The sequence below is a fragment of the Kitasatospora purpeofusca genome, from assembly GCF_036010405.1.
GTDB lineage: Bacteria > Actinomycetota > Actinomycetes > Streptomycetales > Streptomycetaceae > Kitasatospora > Kitasatospora purpeofusca.
The window spans coordinates 3,763,205-3,777,725 of the sequence record NZ_CP108561.1 but is presented as its reverse complement, the minus strand read 5'-3'; the positions used below and the strand labels follow the sequence as shown (position 1 = coordinate 3,777,725).

15 protein-coding genes are annotated in these 14,521 nt (G+C 72.8%); 11 read left to right on the top strand and 4 right to left on the bottom strand.

Going from position 1 to position 14,521, the window contains the following annotated elements; all coding sequences use genetic code 11:
- The first annotated feature begins 5 nt into the window (after positions 1-5).
- The 5 genes from OG715_RS16435 to OG715_RS16415 all read left to right on the top strand — a co-directional run bounded on the left by OG715_RS16435 (position 6) and on the right by OG715_RS16415 (position 4,963).
- Positions 6-2,735, top strand: coding sequence for a hypothetical protein (locus tag OG715_RS16435; RefSeq protein ID WP_266269522.1), 2,730 nt, complete (start codon positions 6-8; stop codon positions 2,733-2,735).
- Positions 2,736-2,742: 7 nt separating this feature from the next.
- Positions 2,743-3,252 carry a hypothetical protein gene (locus tag OG715_RS16430; protein ID WP_266269521.1) on the top strand — a complete coding sequence of 170 codons (510 nt, stop codon included), beginning with the start codon at positions 2,743-2,745 and terminating at the stop codon, positions 3,250-3,252.
- A 74-nt stretch (positions 3,253-3,326) separates the two neighbouring features.
- Positions 3,327-4,385, top strand: a complete 1,059-nt coding sequence (locus OG715_RS16425; RefSeq protein ID WP_266269519.1) for a peptidoglycan recognition protein family protein — start codon at positions 3,327-3,329, stop codon at positions 4,383-4,385.
- 6 nt (positions 4,386-4,391) lie between these two features.
- Positions 4,392-4,643 carry a hypothetical protein gene (locus tag OG715_RS16420; protein WP_266269518.1) on the top strand — a complete coding sequence of 84 codons (252 nt, stop codon included), beginning with the start codon at positions 4,392-4,394 and terminating at the stop codon, positions 4,641-4,643.
- Positions 4,640-4,963: a hypothetical protein gene (locus OG715_RS16415; RefSeq protein WP_266269517.1), complete on the top strand. Its 324-nt coding sequence runs from the start codon at positions 4,640-4,642 to the stop codon at positions 4,961-4,963. The genes OG715_RS16420 and OG715_RS16415 overlap by 4 nt, the downstream gene beginning before the upstream one ends.
- Positions 4,964-5,043: 80 nt before the next feature.
- Here OG715_RS16415 and OG715_RS16410 read toward each other — a convergent pair whose 3' ends face one another.
- A complete protein-coding gene (locus OG715_RS16410; RefSeq protein ID WP_266269516.1) occupies positions 5,044-5,328 on the bottom strand; it encodes a hypothetical protein in 285 nt (94 codons plus the stop codon).
- A 257-nt stretch (positions 5,329-5,585) separates the two neighbouring features.
- Between OG715_RS16410 and OG715_RS16405 the strand changes: the two genes are divergently transcribed.
- The 5 genes from OG715_RS16405 (at position 5,586) to OG715_RS16385 (ending at position 8,553) form a co-directional block, all read left to right on the top strand.
- Positions 5,586-6,215: an HAD family hydrolase gene (locus tag OG715_RS16405; RefSeq protein ID WP_266269515.1), complete on the top strand. Its 630-nt coding sequence runs from the start codon at positions 5,586-5,588 to the stop codon at positions 6,213-6,215.
- Positions 6,216-6,288: 73 nt separating this feature from the next.
- Positions 6,289-7,473 (top strand): helix-turn-helix domain-containing protein, encoded by a 1,185-nt coding sequence (locus OG715_RS16400; RefSeq protein ID WP_266269514.1) that lies wholly within the window; start codon positions 6,289-6,291, stop codon positions 7,471-7,473.
- 270 nt (positions 7,474-7,743) lie between these two features.
- Complete coding sequence (locus OG715_RS16395) at positions 7,744-7,944, top strand: hypothetical protein (RefSeq protein ID WP_266269513.1); 201 nt, start codon at positions 7,744-7,746, stop codon at positions 7,942-7,944.
- Entirely contained in the window at positions 7,941-8,117 is a 177-nt protein-coding gene (locus OG715_RS16390) for a hypothetical protein (protein WP_266269512.1), read from the top strand. Before OG715_RS16395 ends, OG715_RS16390 begins: the two co-directional genes overlap by 4 nt.
- A gap of 187 nt (positions 8,118-8,304) precedes the next feature.
- The gene (locus tag OG715_RS16385) at positions 8,305-8,553 is read left to right on the top strand and encodes a hypothetical protein (protein ID WP_266269511.1); all 249 of its coding nucleotides are present in this window, start codon (positions 8,305-8,307) and stop codon (positions 8,551-8,553) included.
- Positions 8,554-8,590: 37 nt separating this feature from the next.
- Here the strand turns inward: OG715_RS16385 and OG715_RS16380 are convergent, their stop codons facing one another.
- Entirely contained in the window at positions 8,591-9,205 is a 615-nt protein-coding gene (locus OG715_RS16380; protein WP_353962751.1) for a GntR family transcriptional regulator, read from the bottom strand.
- Between the two features lie 782 nt (positions 9,206-9,987).
- On the opposite strand from OG715_RS16380, the gene lepB reads away from it, so the two are divergent.
- On the top strand, positions 9,988-10,800 hold the full coding sequence (gene lepB, locus OG715_RS16375) for a signal peptidase I (protein ID WP_266269509.1): 813 nt from the start codon (positions 9,988-9,990) through the stop codon (positions 10,798-10,800).
- A 48-nt stretch (positions 10,801-10,848) separates the two neighbouring features.
- On the opposite strand, the gene OG715_RS16370 is transcribed toward lepB, so the two are convergent.
- A complete protein-coding gene (locus OG715_RS16370; protein ID WP_266269508.1) occupies positions 10,849-11,934 on the bottom strand; it encodes an EamA family transporter in 1,086 nt (361 codons plus the stop codon).
- Positions 11,935-12,032: 98 nt separating this feature from the next.
- The gene (locus OG715_RS16365) at positions 12,033-14,492 is read right to left on the bottom strand and encodes a transglycosylase domain-containing protein (protein WP_266269507.1); all 2,460 of its coding nucleotides are present in this window, start codon (positions 14,490-14,492) and stop codon (positions 12,033-12,035) included.
- Between the last annotated feature and the right edge of the window lie 29 nt (positions 14,493-14,521).

Genomic DNA, 14,521 nt, shown 5'->3' with positions numbered 1-14,521 from the left:
ACCGCGTGGGCTTCCCCGACACACCCCTCGACGTCACCGTCCAGCTGCGCCTCGGCGACACCTGGACGGACGTCACCGCCGACACCTACCTGCGCGACCCGATCACCATCGAGCGCGGCCGCCACGACGAGGGATCCCGCATCGACCCGGGCAAGGTCGCCCTGACCTTCGACAACCGGAGCGGCACCTACAGCCCCCGCAACGCGTCGGGCCCGCACTACGGCCTCCTCGGCCGCAACACCCCCGTACGGATCGCCGTCACCGACCCCTCGATCCCCACCCACCTCGACCTGCCCGGCGCCGGCAGCTACGCCACCACCCCCGACACCGCCGCCCTCGACATCACCGGCGACCTGGACGTGCGCGTCGACCTCACCCAGGCCGCCGCACAGCCGGGCGCCGTCGTCGAGATCGCCGCCAAGTACGAGCTGACCGGCAACCAGCGGTCATGGCAGCTCACCCTGTTCAACGGCAACGCCACGCTGCGGTGGTCGACGAACGGGACCACCGTCATCGACGCGTTCTCGACCGATCCGTTCCCGTTCCCGGTCAGCGGGCGGATCGCCGTCCGGGCCGCCCTCGACGTCGACAACGGCGCCGGCGGGTGGACCGTGCGGTTCTGGAGCGCCCCGACCCTGGCCGGCCCGTGGACCCCGGTCGGCCAGCCGATCACCGGCGCCGGCACCACGTCCGTCTACGCCACGACCGCGCCGCTGACCGTCGGCGACAACCCCGGGCAGATCGTCACCCCGCTGACCGGCCGCATCCACGCCTTCGAACTGCGCAACGGCGCGGGCACGGTGGTGGCCGGGCAGGACTTCACCGCGCTCGCCCCCGGCACCACCACCTGGACCGATCCGGCCGGCCGCACCTGGACCCTCCACGGCGACGCCACTATCCCCGAGCGGATCAGCGGACGGATCACCGCCGAGATCTCGTCCTGGCCGCCGCGCCGGGACGTGTCCGGCACCGACGCCTGGGTCCAGGTCGAGGCCGCCGGCATCAAGCGCCGCCTGGGCCAGGGCACGGACCCCCTCGCCTCCAGCCTCCGCCGGTCGCTGACCGCCGCCGCACCGATCGCCTACTGGCCGTGCGAGGACGCCCGCGGCTCCACCCAGGCCTACTCCCCGGTACCGGGCGCCCCTCCGCTGCGCACCGGCGGAGGGGCGGAGTTCGCCTACGGGGACGGACCGACCGGGTCCCTGCCCCTGCCCCGCCTCGGCGAGGGCGTCACCCTCGCCGCGGCCGTCCCGGCCACACCGGACCTGCCCGACGGGTGGCAGGTCGAGATGGTCTACCGCCTCGACGAGCTTCCGCCGGCCGGCAGCTACCCGCAGCTGCTGCAGATCGCCAGCACCGGCACGGTCGTCCTGTGGACGATCAGCATCGCCGCCGACGTCGTCGCCGTCCGCGGCTACGACGTCAACGGCACGTTCGTCACCAACACCGGCTCGCCGCCGGGCACCACGGCCACCGGCGGGTGGGCCCGGCTGCGGCTCCAGGTACGGGAGAGCGCCGGCACCGTCAGCTGGGACCTGCGCTGGTTCCTCATCGGCCAGCCCGATTTCGAGCACACCTTCAACTTTCACACCGGGTCGGCCGGGCGCCCCACCGCGATCGACACCCGGATCGGCGCAGGCCTCACCGACCTCCAGATCGGCCACCTCAGCGTCATGCCGCTGGACACCGACGCCTACGCCCACGCCGACAACGGCCACGAAGGCGACCGCGGCAGCCAGCGTGTCGAGCGACTGTGCGCGGAGGAGGGGGTCCCGCTCGTCTCCCGCGCCGACGTCGAGTCCCAGGTCGCCCTCGGCCCGCAGCAGGCCGCGCCCCTGCTGGACCTCCTGGAGGAGGCCGCCGAGGTCGACGGCGCCCTGCTCGGCGAGGATCGGACCTCGCTGGCGCTGCGCTACCGGCCCGGCTACCAGCTCTACAGCCAAGCCCCGGCGCTGGTCCTCGACTACGCGGCCGGCGACATCGCCCCGCCCCTGGAGCCGGCCGACGACGACCAGACCGTCCGCAACGACATCGAGGTGACCCGACGCGGCGGGAGCTCGGCGCGCGCCACCCTCGACAGCGGGCCGCTGTCCGTCCAGCCACCCCCGAACGGCATCGGCCGCTACCCCGACTCGCCCGAGCTGAACCTCTACCGCGACGACCAGGCCGCCCAGCTCGCCAGCTGGCGCCTGCACCTCGGCACCTGGGACGCCGCCCGCTACCCCCGCGTGTGCATCGACCTCGCCGCCGCGCCGCACCTCATCGCGGCCGTCACCGCACTGGAGATCGGCGACACCATCCGGCTCGTCAACCTCCCGCTCGGCGACGGCCCGAGCAGCGTGGACCTCATCGTCCAGGGCTACAGCGAGACCGTCGGCTCCTACGACTGGCTCATCGAGCTCAACACCACCCCTGCCGGGCCCTGGCAGGTCGCCGCCGTCGAGGACCAGGTCCTCGGCCGGGCCGACACCGACGGCAGCACCCTCGCCACCGGCGCGACCTCCACCGCCACCACCCTGTCCATCTCCACCACCACCGGCCCGCTGTGGACCACCGACCCGGCCGAGTACCCGCTCGACCTCGCCGTCGCGGGCGAGCGCGTCACCGTCACCGCCATGTCCGGCACCACCAGCCCGCAGACCGCCACCGCCGTCCGCAGCGTCAACGGCTTCATCAAGACGCTGCCGGCCGGCGCGGACGTGCGGCTGTGGCAGCCCGCCGTCCTCGCCCTGTAGGAGCCCCATGCCGTACCCCGTCTGGCTGGCCGGCCAGCGCATCACCGCCGCGCGACTGGCCGCCATGCTCCCCGCGGTCGCCGTCAAGACGGCCTTCCAGCAGGTCGCCTCCTCCACCACGCTGGTGAACGACACCCACCTCGTCCTGCCCCTGGAGGCCGGCGCCACCTACCTCCTGGACGGCGGCATCTACTACGACGGCGAGTTCAACGCCGGTGACCTGCGCGCGGACTGGTCCGTCCCGTCGGGCACCGCGATGCGCTGGGCCATCAACGGCCCGGCACCCGGCGGCGGGGCCGCCTTCGCCTCGAACAGTTCGGTCCCCGGGACGCACCTGGAGGCCGGGACGTACGGCCTCGGCGGCGTCAACGCGCTGACGTCCCTTCACCCCACGGGCCACATCACGACCACCACCGACGCCGGGAACCTCCAGTTCCGGTGGGCACAGCGCACCTCGCACGCCACCCCCACCACCCTCTACCAACCGTCCTGGATCCGCCTCCGCCGAATCGCCTGACGCCCACCACCACCACCACCACCGCCCCCGCGCCGCCCCGGCCCGGGGCGTTCCCATACCCAGAGGAGGCACCCATGGCCTGGTACCCCGACGCGGAGAAGATGGAGCTCCAACCCGAGTCCGACGACCAGCCCGCCATCACCCCGACACAGATGATCTTCCACAGCGTGGCGGCACCGTGGACACCGCGGCGGATGTACGACTACTGGCACGACTCCACCAACCTGGAGTCGCACTTCGGAGTCGGCTACGACGGCCGCGTCGGGCAGTTCGTCGGCACCGAGACGCGCGCCGACGCCAACATGCACGCCAACCGCAGGGCCGACGGCACCGGCGCGGTCAGCGTCGAGACCGCGAGCGACGACCACCACACCGACCCGTGGACGTCCCTCCAGCTCGCCGCTCTCATCGCCCTCGGCGCCTGGCTCGCCCGCCGGCACGGCATCCCCGTGCGGGTCTGCCCGACCTGGGACGCCCCCGGATTCGGCTACCACCGCATGTTCCCGCAGTGGTCCCAGGGCGGCACCGCCTGCCCGGGCGACGCCCGCGCCCGCCAGTTCCACGACATCGTCCTGCCCGGCATCGCCCAGGCCGTCAAGGCCGGCCAGCCCCCTGCCCCCAGCACCCCCACCGCGCCGGCCCCGGCGCCCACCATCCCGGAGGACGACATGCCGTACAGCGAGGCGGACTTGCGCCGCTTCATCCGCGAGGAGGCGAGCGGTCAGACCGTACGCGACGCCAACGCCTTCTCCACCTTCTGGTTCCTGTCCTACGTCCTGTCCGGGCAGCCGATCCCCGGTAGCCCGTGGGGCGACCTGCCGGATCAGGTCCGGTCCGCGCTGGTCGACCTGGTCGGCGGGGCCGTCTGGGCCAGGCAGCTCCCCAACCCGGGCCAGCTCGGCACGGATGGCACACCGCGGCGCCAGCCCGCCATGGACTTCCAGGTCGACCAGGACCGGAAGTTCGACCAGACCATGGCCGTCCTCACCGCACAGTCCGCGGCCATCAGTGCCCTCGCCGCCGAGCTGGGCCAGCAGCATCCGGGCGAGGTCGATGTCGACGCGCTGGTCGCCCGGATCAAGCAGGCCATTGCTGACATCGAGATCCGCCTCACCGCCACCCAGAAGGGCTGAGCAGCCATGAAGGACTCCACCCGCCGCACGATCCGCACCACCCTCCAGACCGCCCTCGGCATCGCCGCCGCGCTGCCGCTCATCGTCTCCGCCTCCGGCATCCCCGAGGCGACCCCGGGGATCGGCGTCGGCCTGGCCGTCGCGGCCGGCCTCACCAAGGTGATGGCGTTGCCCGCCGTCGATCGCCTCCTGCCCCGCTGGCTCCGCGCCGCCCCGGACCCGGACGGTGAGGTCATGCGCCGAGCGGTGCGCGAGTGACCAGCCCGGCCCCGGACGCCGGGGTGTACATCAGCCCGGCCCAGACACACGCGGAGGTACGCAGGATCGCCGATGGCCAGATCCGCATGGAGGCGAAGCTCGACGCGATCCTCGGGGATCAGCGCGAGCACCGGGAGACGATCGCCGACCACGAGACGCGCCTGCGCGCCCAGGAGCGCTCGGCGCTGACCGAGGCGGACGTCGCCCCGCTGCGGGCCGACGTCGAGGCGCTGAAACGGGCCCGGTGGCCGCTGCCGACCGTGGCCGCCTTGGTCGGTGTGGCCGCGCTCGGCGTGTCCCTGATCCCGCTCGTCCGTTGAACCGCCTCGCCCCCGCCCGGCTTCGGCCGGGCGGGGGCGCTTCGTCGTGTCTGGGCTGGCCGTCACACGCCGGTGGAGTCCTAGTAGATGAGCACTCCGCCGGCGGTCGGCTCGCATCGAGTGTCTTCGGGGAGTCGGTCGATCACCCCGATGCCCTCGGCCTGGCCGGTCCGTAGGATTCGCTCCAGGTGGTCCATCCCGTAGAGGATGGCAACGGGCTCGGTCAAGGTGCCGGTCATGCAGATGACGGGGTCCGGAAAGAAGCGCGCCCCGTCCTCGCGTCCGACCTCAAGCGCAGCATCGTTGGCTTCGGCCTCGGCCTGGTCAAGCGGCGTCTGGCAGGACGGGCAGGTGAGCTCGACCACGCGACCGCCCTCCCATCGTGCGATCCAGGCCCCGGCCTCGTCGCTCTCCAGGTCGTCCGGAGCCTTCCCGCCGCAGCGGAGGCACATCAAGTTCCTACCCATGTACGCACCGTAGCGGGAGGGGTGGCCCCGGGTCCCCGGATTGCGAGACTCCATCCGCGCCCGGCACTGACCAAGCCATCATGGCGGCGCGGCCAGCCTCGGGTAGGACAGCGAGGATAGAGATGCTGTCCGCCCTCTCGGTAGGCTCAGGGGTCATGATCCGATCCGTGGTGTTCGATATCGGCGAGACTCTGACCTCCGACACCCGCTACTGGGCGGACTGGGCCCAGTGGCTCGGTGTCCCGCAGCACACGCTGTCGGCCCTGGTCGGCATGGTTGTGGCTGAGGGCCGGGACAACGCGGACGCCATCCGGATTCTGCGCCCGGAAGTCGACGTCGCCGCAGAGTGGCAGGCCCGACAGGCCGCAGGCCACGGTGACTTCCTCGACGAGTCCGACCTCTATCCGGACGTGCGCCCTGCACTGACCGCGCTGCGGGACGCCGGGTTGTGGGTCGGGATCGCCGGCAACCAGAACGCCGCGGTGTCCGACCTGCTGCGTGCGCTCGACCTGCCAGCTGACGCGGTCGCCACCTCGGGCGAGTGGGGCTCGTCGAAGCCCTCGCATGCCTTCTTCGAGCGGGTGCTCGGGTGGGCGCCCGGCGAGCCACACGAGATTGTCTACGTCGGTGACCACCCGGCCAACGACATCGCGCCGGCTCAGGCCGCCGGCCTGCGGGCCGCACACCTCCGCCGTGGCCCGATCGGGCTGACCGCTGCGGCGCCGGGCGCCGAGTGGACGGTCAACTCTCTGTCCGAGCTGGCTGATCTGCTCATCGGCCAGTAACAGGACTGGCCCTGTCGGGGGCGATCGCGGTGTTCCTCTGCGGGCGCCCAGCCGCGCCGGTAGCGTCCGAGGCATGCCTGCGCCCTCAACTTCTGCACTCGGCCTGCGTATCGAAACTGCTCGGGCCGCCGCACGGCTGTCCCGCCGCGAGCTGGCCGAGCGGTCGGGTGTCTCGCCCAGCATGATCCAGAAGGTGGGTGACGGCCGCCGGGCGCCGAGCGACCAGGTGCTCCAGGCACTCGCCACCGCGCTCGGCACCACGCCGGAAGAGCTGCTGGACGGGCCGGGTCGGACGGACAGCCGGGTGCACCAGGCGATCCCCGAGCTGCAGCGGGTTATCGCGGCGTACGACCTGCCGGAGGACGGGCCGGTTCGGCCGCTCGCGCGGATCGCCGACGATGTCGCCGACGGGACCCAAGACCGGGTGCAGTCCCAGTATGTACGCCTCGCCGAGCAGTCGCCGATGCTACTAGAGGAGCTGTTCCGCGCGGTCGACCAGACGCGCGGCTGCGGCCAGCAGGAGGCCGCCCGACTGCTGGCCTTGGCGGTCCGGTCGGCTGATGCGGTGGCCTACAAGCACGGGTATCGCGATCTCAGCGCGCGCCTGGTGGAGCTGATGCGGTGGGCGGCCGGGATCGCCGACGACCCGGCGCTCACCGCGGCCAGCGCCTACGTGCGCATGGAGACGTTCTTCGCGGCCCGGCAACTCGCCCCGGGACTCCGGTCGCTCAGGGCCGCCGTGGACCGGATGCCGGCGCCGACGACCGAGCGACTGGCCGCAGCCGCAGCAGCCCTGCACATGCGGGCCGCCGTCGCGGCTGGCCGCATGCGCAGGGCGGACGACGCCCGTGACCACCTTCGCGAGGCGGAAGCACTCGCGGGCCGGGTACGGGAGCGGCTGTACGACGGGACTGCAGTCGGCCCGGACAGCCTGGAGATCCACCGCCTGTCGGTCGCGGTCGAGCTGGGCGAGGAGGCAGACCTCCAGGAAGCGGTGGCAGCAGCGACCCGCTGGGCGCCGCCGCGGAACCTGCCGGCCGAACGCCGCTCTCACTACTACATCGACCTGGGGCGCGCTCAGATGCAGCTCGGCCGCCCCCAGCACGCGGCCGAATCGCTTCTGGTGGCCCGGCAGATCGCACCTCAGCATGTCCGCGAGCACGGCCAGGTACGGGCCGAGCTGGCGACTATGGTCCGCCTGACGAGCGGGCGCGACGAACGCGTGCTCGCGCTGGCGCGGTGGGCGAAGGCCGTCTGATCTTTAGCACACGCTGTGCTAAATCCGGGGGTTCCCGCCGGGGATCGTAGTGGTCGTGAAGGAGATACCTGGTCTGCCGGCACGAGGGGCTGATCCGGGGGCGATCAGTCCTGCACGGCTCCATGGTGAGGCGTGCATCGACTGCGGCCTCCCGGAGCCGCCCCTCGTGCCGGCCGGCTACGTGCACACGGCGACAGGTAAGGGCTTTGCCCCGCTGGGCTGGGCTGTCCGTGCGCACCCAACCTGCCCGAGCGCCCCCGAGGAGGAGTCATGAGCGATCGCACCATCTCAACGCCGGAGCCGCTGGAGGCGGACGCCGACAGCACGCCCGGCTTCTGCCGCCACTGCGGGGCGTACGGGGCCGGTCGCCCGGACGGCGCCCGGAACGCGTCGAGCGTCTGGATCGTGGATCACCTCGGGTGCCCGGTCGTCGAGCCGTCGGCCAGCGCCAGCTGCGACGGCCGGCGGTGAGCGTCCCCTGGTGGGAGGCCCCCCACCCCGACCCCGACGTCGAACCCGCCGGACAGTGGAACGGGCCGCACCTACCGGGCTGGGTCTCCGCGCTGGCGGGTATCGAGAAGATGCTGGCCCGGCGCGGACGGAAGAACCGCCGGCGGGCCGCGACCGAGGAGCCCCGCCGGTGAGCGCCGTCGGCGATCTCCAGCCCGACCGTCCGCGGGCCGAGGGTGGAACATGCGCATCGTGCGGTGCCCACCCTGTCGGGGGTCCCCTCGTGGCCACGGTCGACGAGCGTGTCGAGCTGGTGGACCACTGCCGCAAGCCAGCCCAGCAGCAGCAGGGCGAGCGACCGCGCCGACACCAGAGGACCCGGTGACTCCCGGACGCCGCCGGCTGCCCGCGCCGGACACGACCCGCACCGCGCTGGGGACCTGCACCGGCTGCGGTGCCCGCGCCTACGGGCACTTCGTCGGGACCCGGAAGGCTCGCATTGTGCTGGTGGAACACTGCACCGGCGACGAGCCGGCCCGCCGCGATCCGCCCCAGTTGACGGCCGCCGCCGCAGTCTCGGTCGCGGCCGTGGTGCTGGTGTGCGTCCTGCTGCTGACCATCTGGAGGTGACTCCCTGGTCGGCGCTCGGCGGGGCGTCGGCCAGGGCCTACCGCAGGCGGACCCGCCACCGGTCGGCGGGCAGCACCATGTCCGCCGCCTCGACCGGGCGGCCAGTGCTGCTGTACCGGGTGCGCTGGATGAGCCAGGCGGCCATGCCGGTGGGCAGGCCGAGGTGCTCGCCTTCCTCGGGGCTCAGGTGGTGGAGCACGACCTCGGCCTCCATCCGAGCCCACTCTGTGGGGCGGGTACCAGTCCACCAGGTGGTGATGAGGTGGCTCGGCCGGAGGTCAGGATCGAGGAGCTCGGCCCGATGCCAGCGCAGGACTGCCCGAACGGGCACACGAAGCCGGCCAGCGAGGTCGGCGCTCGCGCGGCAACTGCCGGTGGCTCCCTCCCCGCGAGGGTGGGGCCACTCGCCGCCGGGGTCGAGGAGGGTGCGCACAGCAGGAGGATGTGCCACGAAGAGGCGCGTGCGAGGGCGTCCTTCAAGAAGACCCGCCTGCCGGAGTACGGCCATCCCGCGGCGGGCCTCGGCAATCGTTACGCCCAGGTCGCTGGCTAAGGCGGCCTGAGAGGGGAGCTGGCGTCCAGGCGGCCATTCGCCGCTGATGATCCGTCGGCGGATCTCGGCGGCTACGCGCTGGTAGGGCGCGGGCTGCATGTTCGTCCCTGGGAGCGGCGTGCGGGCGTAGAGCACCACGCTAGAGACCGCCTCTGATCTGCGTTAACGCAGATCTGGACAGTTCGAGCCCACGCGGTCATGATCGATCACGAAGTGATTCATCGCTCAAACCGAACAAGCATGCGAAGCTTGGCCTCGGCCAAGGTTCGCGCACAGGTCGCGCCCTATCGGAGGCGCGACCTTCCCCGCGGGCTGCACCGGGACAGGTGAACCGACCCCCCACTGCCCCGGTGCCGAAGGGCCCCCACTCGCCTCGTCGAGTGGGGGCCTCTTTGACTTTTCTGAATTCTGACCTGCAGGAATCTCAAGATCATTTGGGAGAGAATTTGGGGATGATCTTGAGAACTGCGGCGCCATCCAAGCTGTAGGCAAAGTGCTGGGAAACGACGTCACCCCGACAGTTCGTGTCGACAGGAACCTCCTGACCAGCCGAGATGCTGATGGCGTCGCTGGTCGGCGACGTGCTCGCCGAATGGTCAGAAGTTCCTCAACTTCATCATCGCCGAGGTCATCCGCCACCACGAGGCCATCGCGAGCGACGCCGTGACCAGCGGGAACGACGCCGTCTGACGGCCCGCGCGCCCGGCGACGCCGGCCGGGGCCGGAGCCGCCGCCGCGGTGGGCCGGAGCCGCCGCCGCCACGGGCCCGGCGGAGGTCGGGCCCGTGGGATGTCGGGCATGGGTAAAAGCCCGATTTCGCCTGGATCCCCGATTGGCGTAGCGTGCGGGTTCCCCCGCAGCCGGAGAGTGGAGCAGCGACGATGGCGGTGAACCTGCCGGATACGCACGGCGGCGATGCCGGGGCCGGGACCGCCGCCCCCGGAGCCCCGGTCGGGGGCCGGGCCGAGGCTCGGCGGGCACGGCGGGCCGCCGAGGGGCGTCGGAGCAGGTCGTCGAAGAACGGGTCGCCGAAGAAGGGCCGGCCGGGGCGCCGGCCGAGGCCGTGGTGGATCGAGATCCCGGCCATGGCGGCGGTGGGCCTGGTGGTCGCGCTGCTGATCAAGACCTGTCTGTTCCAGGTGTTCACCATCCCCTCCGGGTCGATGGAGAACACCCTGCGGATCGGCGACCGGGTCGGCGTCAACAAGTTCGCCCCGCTGACCGGCTGGAAGCCGGAGCCGGGCCAGCCCGTGGTGTTCAAGGACCCGGGCGGCTGGCTGCCGCCGCAGGCGACCGACGGCAATCCGCTGACCGACGCGCTGGGCTCGGCGCTCTCCTTCGTCGGCCTGGTGCCTCCGAAGGACGACAACTACCTGGTCAAGCGGGTGATCGCGACCGGCGGGCAGACCGTGCAGTGCTCGGGCAGCACGCTGACCGTCGACGGCGCCAAGGTCGACGAGCCCTACCTCCACCCCGGGGACGACTCCTGCGCCGGTCTGGACTTCGGCCCGGTGACGGTGCCGCAGGGCCATGTCTGGGTCGAGGGCGACCACCGCAGCGACTCCGCCGACTCCCGGTACCACCAGCGGGGCCCGGGCGGGGGCGCGGTGCCGGTGGACAACGTGGTCGGTCCGGTGTCGGCCGTGGTGTGGCCGCTCGGCCACCTCGACTGGTTCGGCTGGGTCGGCCGCTGATCCGACCGGGACCAGGACCGGTCCCGGCTCTGCGTCGGGCGTTCCCGGCTACCGCTCCCGGCCGAGTTCCTTCTGCAGGGCGTCGTCGGCCTCGGCGGCCCGCGCGAGCCGTTCGCCGAGCGCGGTCGCGTCGGCCGGAACCGCCGCGCGGTCCGCGTCCCGTCCGGCCTTCCCGCTTCCGCCGTTCGTCCCGGAGGCGTCCGCGGCGGCGGGCTTGCTCGCCTGGGCCGCGAAGGCGCCCGCCAGCACCAGCAGACCGCCGGTCACCTGCGGCAGGCCGAGGTGCTCGCCGAGCAGGACCCAGGCCAGCACGGTCGCCACGACCGCCTCCAGATTGGCCACCACACCGGCGACCGGCGGCGACAGGTGGCGGACGGCGACGACGCCGGTCAGATAGGCGAGCACGGTCGCGATCAGGACCATCCAGGCGGCCGGCAGCAGCGCGGGCAGGGTGTGCCCGTTCATCACCACGTCCCCGCCGAGCTTGCCCCAGTCCGCCTGCCAGGGGCGGGTGAAGGCGGTGAGCACGACCGAGCCGATCAGCAGGCCGAACGCGCTGACGGCGATCGGGTCGACGGGGCGGTCGCCCCGGCTGCCGGCGTCGGCGAGCACGAAGTAGCCGACCTGGCAGCAGGCGGCGCCCAGGGCGAACAGCACGCCGAGCAGGTCGAAGCTCAGCCCGTTCCACACCTCGACCACGCAGGCGAGTCCGGCGACCGCGACACCGGCGCCGATCGCCGCGCCCCGGCTGATCGGCCGGCGCTGGACGAACCGGACGTAGCCGATGAGCAGCGGCGGGCCGAGGTACTCGATCAGGAGCGCGACGCCGACCGGGATCCGCGAGATGGCCGCGAAGTAGCAGGCCTGCACGCCCGCGACGGCCAGCAGGCCGAAGCCGATCAGCAGGCCGGGCCGCCGCAGCACGGCGTCACGGTGGCGGTAGGCCAGCGGCAGCAGGACGACGGCGGCGCCGGTCACCCTCAGCCAGACCACGTGCAGGGGCGACAGCCCGGCCTCGATCAGTGGTTTGGCCGCGGTGCCGGAGCCGCCGAAGGCGACTGCGGAGACGAGGGCGAGGGTGAGACCGAGGGTGCGGCCGGAGGGACGGCCGAGCGGGGGCTTCGAGCTGTGCACCGACGAATTGTGACAGTAGGACCGCAATTTCGGTAAGGGGTCATTTCGTTATTCGGTCCTGCACATCACCCGAGGTGAGCCCCCGCTACGGAACGGAGCTACTGGCCGGAGCCGCCCCCGGTGCCCGCGTCCGTCCCGGTGCCGCCGGTGCCCCCGCTCGGCTGCGGCGCCGTGGTGGGCCCGGTAGTCGGTGCGGTGGTCGGCGCCGGGGTCCTGGTCGGCCGACCGGTCGGCTGCGGCGTCGTCGGCTGGGTCGGGACGGTGGTCGCCCCGCCGGTGCCCCCGGTGCCCCCGGTGCCCCCGGTGCCGCCGGTCGGCTGCGGCGCCGTGGTCGGCCCGCCGGACGGCGTGGCGGTGGGCTCCGAACCGGCGCCCGTCCCGCCCGTTCCGCCCGTTCCGCCCGTTCCGCCGGAGCCGCCCGTTCCGCCCCGGCCGCCCTGCGGCGACGGCTCGCCGGAGGGCGTCGCCGACCCGTCCGGGGCGGTCGGCGCGGAGCTCGCGCCGCCCGAGGGGCTGGGCGAGGCGCCGGCGCCCGAGGAGCCCCAGCCGCCGCGCCCCGAGTCGTCCGCGCCCGCGGGTGCGGGGAAGTCGGCGACCGGCTGGCCCTTGAGCGCCGCCTTCATGTAGGCGGTCCAGATCTGCGCGGGGTACTGGCCGCCTGCCGCGCCGTCGAGTCCGCCGGTGCCGTTCAGGCTCACCTGGGCACCGGTGCCGGGGTCCTGGCCGAACAGCGCGACCGAGGTGACCAGCTCCGGGGTGTAGCCGACGAACCACACCGACCGGTGCTCGTCGGTGGTGCCGGTCTTGCCGGCGGCCGGGCGGCCCAGTGCCTTGGCCCGCCAGCCGGTGCCGCCCTGGTCGGCCACCACGCCCTGGAGCATCGAGGTGACCTGGCGCGCGGTCTGCTCGCTCACCGCCTGGGTGGTCTTGTGGGCGGGCAGCGCGACCGGCTCGCCCTCGCGGTCCACCGACTGCACCAGCCACGGGGTGATCTGCTTGCCGCCGTTGTCCAGCGTGGCGTACACGCCCGCCATGTCGAGCACGCTGGGGGTGGAGGTGCCCAGCGGGATCGACGGCACCGTGTTCAGGTCGGGGGTGTTGCTGGGCAGGCCGAGCGCGATCGCGGTGTCCCGCACCTTCGCCAGCCCGGTGTCCTGGGCGAGCTGGGCGAAGGCGGAGTTCACCGACCAGTCGGTGGCCTGCTGGAGGGTGATCTGGCCGTAGCTCTTGTCGCCCTCGTTCGGCGGCGCGTACGGGGTGCCCTTCCCGCCGCGGACCTTGCGCTCGCTGGTGCCGTCGTAGACGGTGCGCGGGGTGACGGTCTGGCCGGACTGCGTCTTCGCGTTGTTCTCCAGCGCCGCCGCCAGGGCGATCGCCTTGAAGGTCGAGCCCGACTGGTAGTCCCGCCGGGTCGCGTTGTCGATGTAGTGCTTGGTGTAGTCGACCCCGCCGTAGAGGGCGACCACGGCCCCGGTCCTCGGGTCCACGGAGGCGGCGCCGGCCTGGACGGCGGCGTCCTTCTTCCGCTTGTCCGGGTTGAGGGTGTCGTGCAGCTGGGCCTGGACGGAGTCCTGGAGGGCCTGCTGACGCGTCGGGTCGACGGTCAGCCTGATCGTGTAGCCGCCCTTGGCCAGCTCGGACTCGCCGATGATCTGGTTGGTGGTGAGGTACTCGGTCGCGGCGTTGACCAGGTAGCCGGCCTGGCCGGACAGTCCGAGCTGCGCCTGCGGGTCCCTGACCTCGGGGAAGGCGGTGGCGGCCCGCTCCTCGGCGGACAGCCAGCCCTCCTTCACCATGCCGTCGAGCACGTAGTTCCAGCGGTTGACGGCGTTCTGCTTGCCCGCCGGGGTGGCGGTGGCGACGTCGTACGCGCTGGGGGCGTTGAGCAGGGTGGCCAGGTAGGCGCCCTGGGCGGCGTCGAGCTGGGCGGCGTCGACACCGAAGTACTGCTGGGCGGCGGCCTGGACGCCGTACGCGCCGCGCCCGTAGTACGAGGTGTTGAGGTAGCTGGAGAGGATCTCGTCCTTGGTCTCGGTGGCGTCCACCTTGATCGCTATGAAGAGTTCCTTCACCTTGCGGGTGACCGACTGCTGCTGGTTCAGGTAGGTGTTCTTCACGTACTGCTGGGTGATGGTGGAGCCGCCCTGGGTGCCCTCGCCCTTGGCCGTGTTGACGGCGGCGCGGACCATGCCGGGCACGTTGACGGCGCCCTCGTGGTAGAAGTTGCGGTCCTCGGCGGCCAGGGTCGCGTGCTGGGCGGCGGGGGAGACCTTGTCCAGCGGGACGTTCTGGCGGTTGGTCTGGCCGGTCCGGGCGAGCACCGAGCCGTCCTGGTAGAGCCAGGTGTTGCTCTGGGTGGTCGCGGCCGCGTGCGCGTCCGGCACCTTCACCAGGGCGATGCCGAGGGCGAACAGGCCGACCCCGAGCAGTACCGAGGCCACCAGGCCCACCAGGGTCGTTCGCCAGGTCGGTATCAGCCGGCGCCAGCCGGTGCGCCGGGGCCGTCGGACCTTGGTCTTCCGGGTGCGCTGCGCGCCGCTCGGGGCATTACGGGACAAAGCGGCGGCCTTTCCTGCGGGCGAACGAC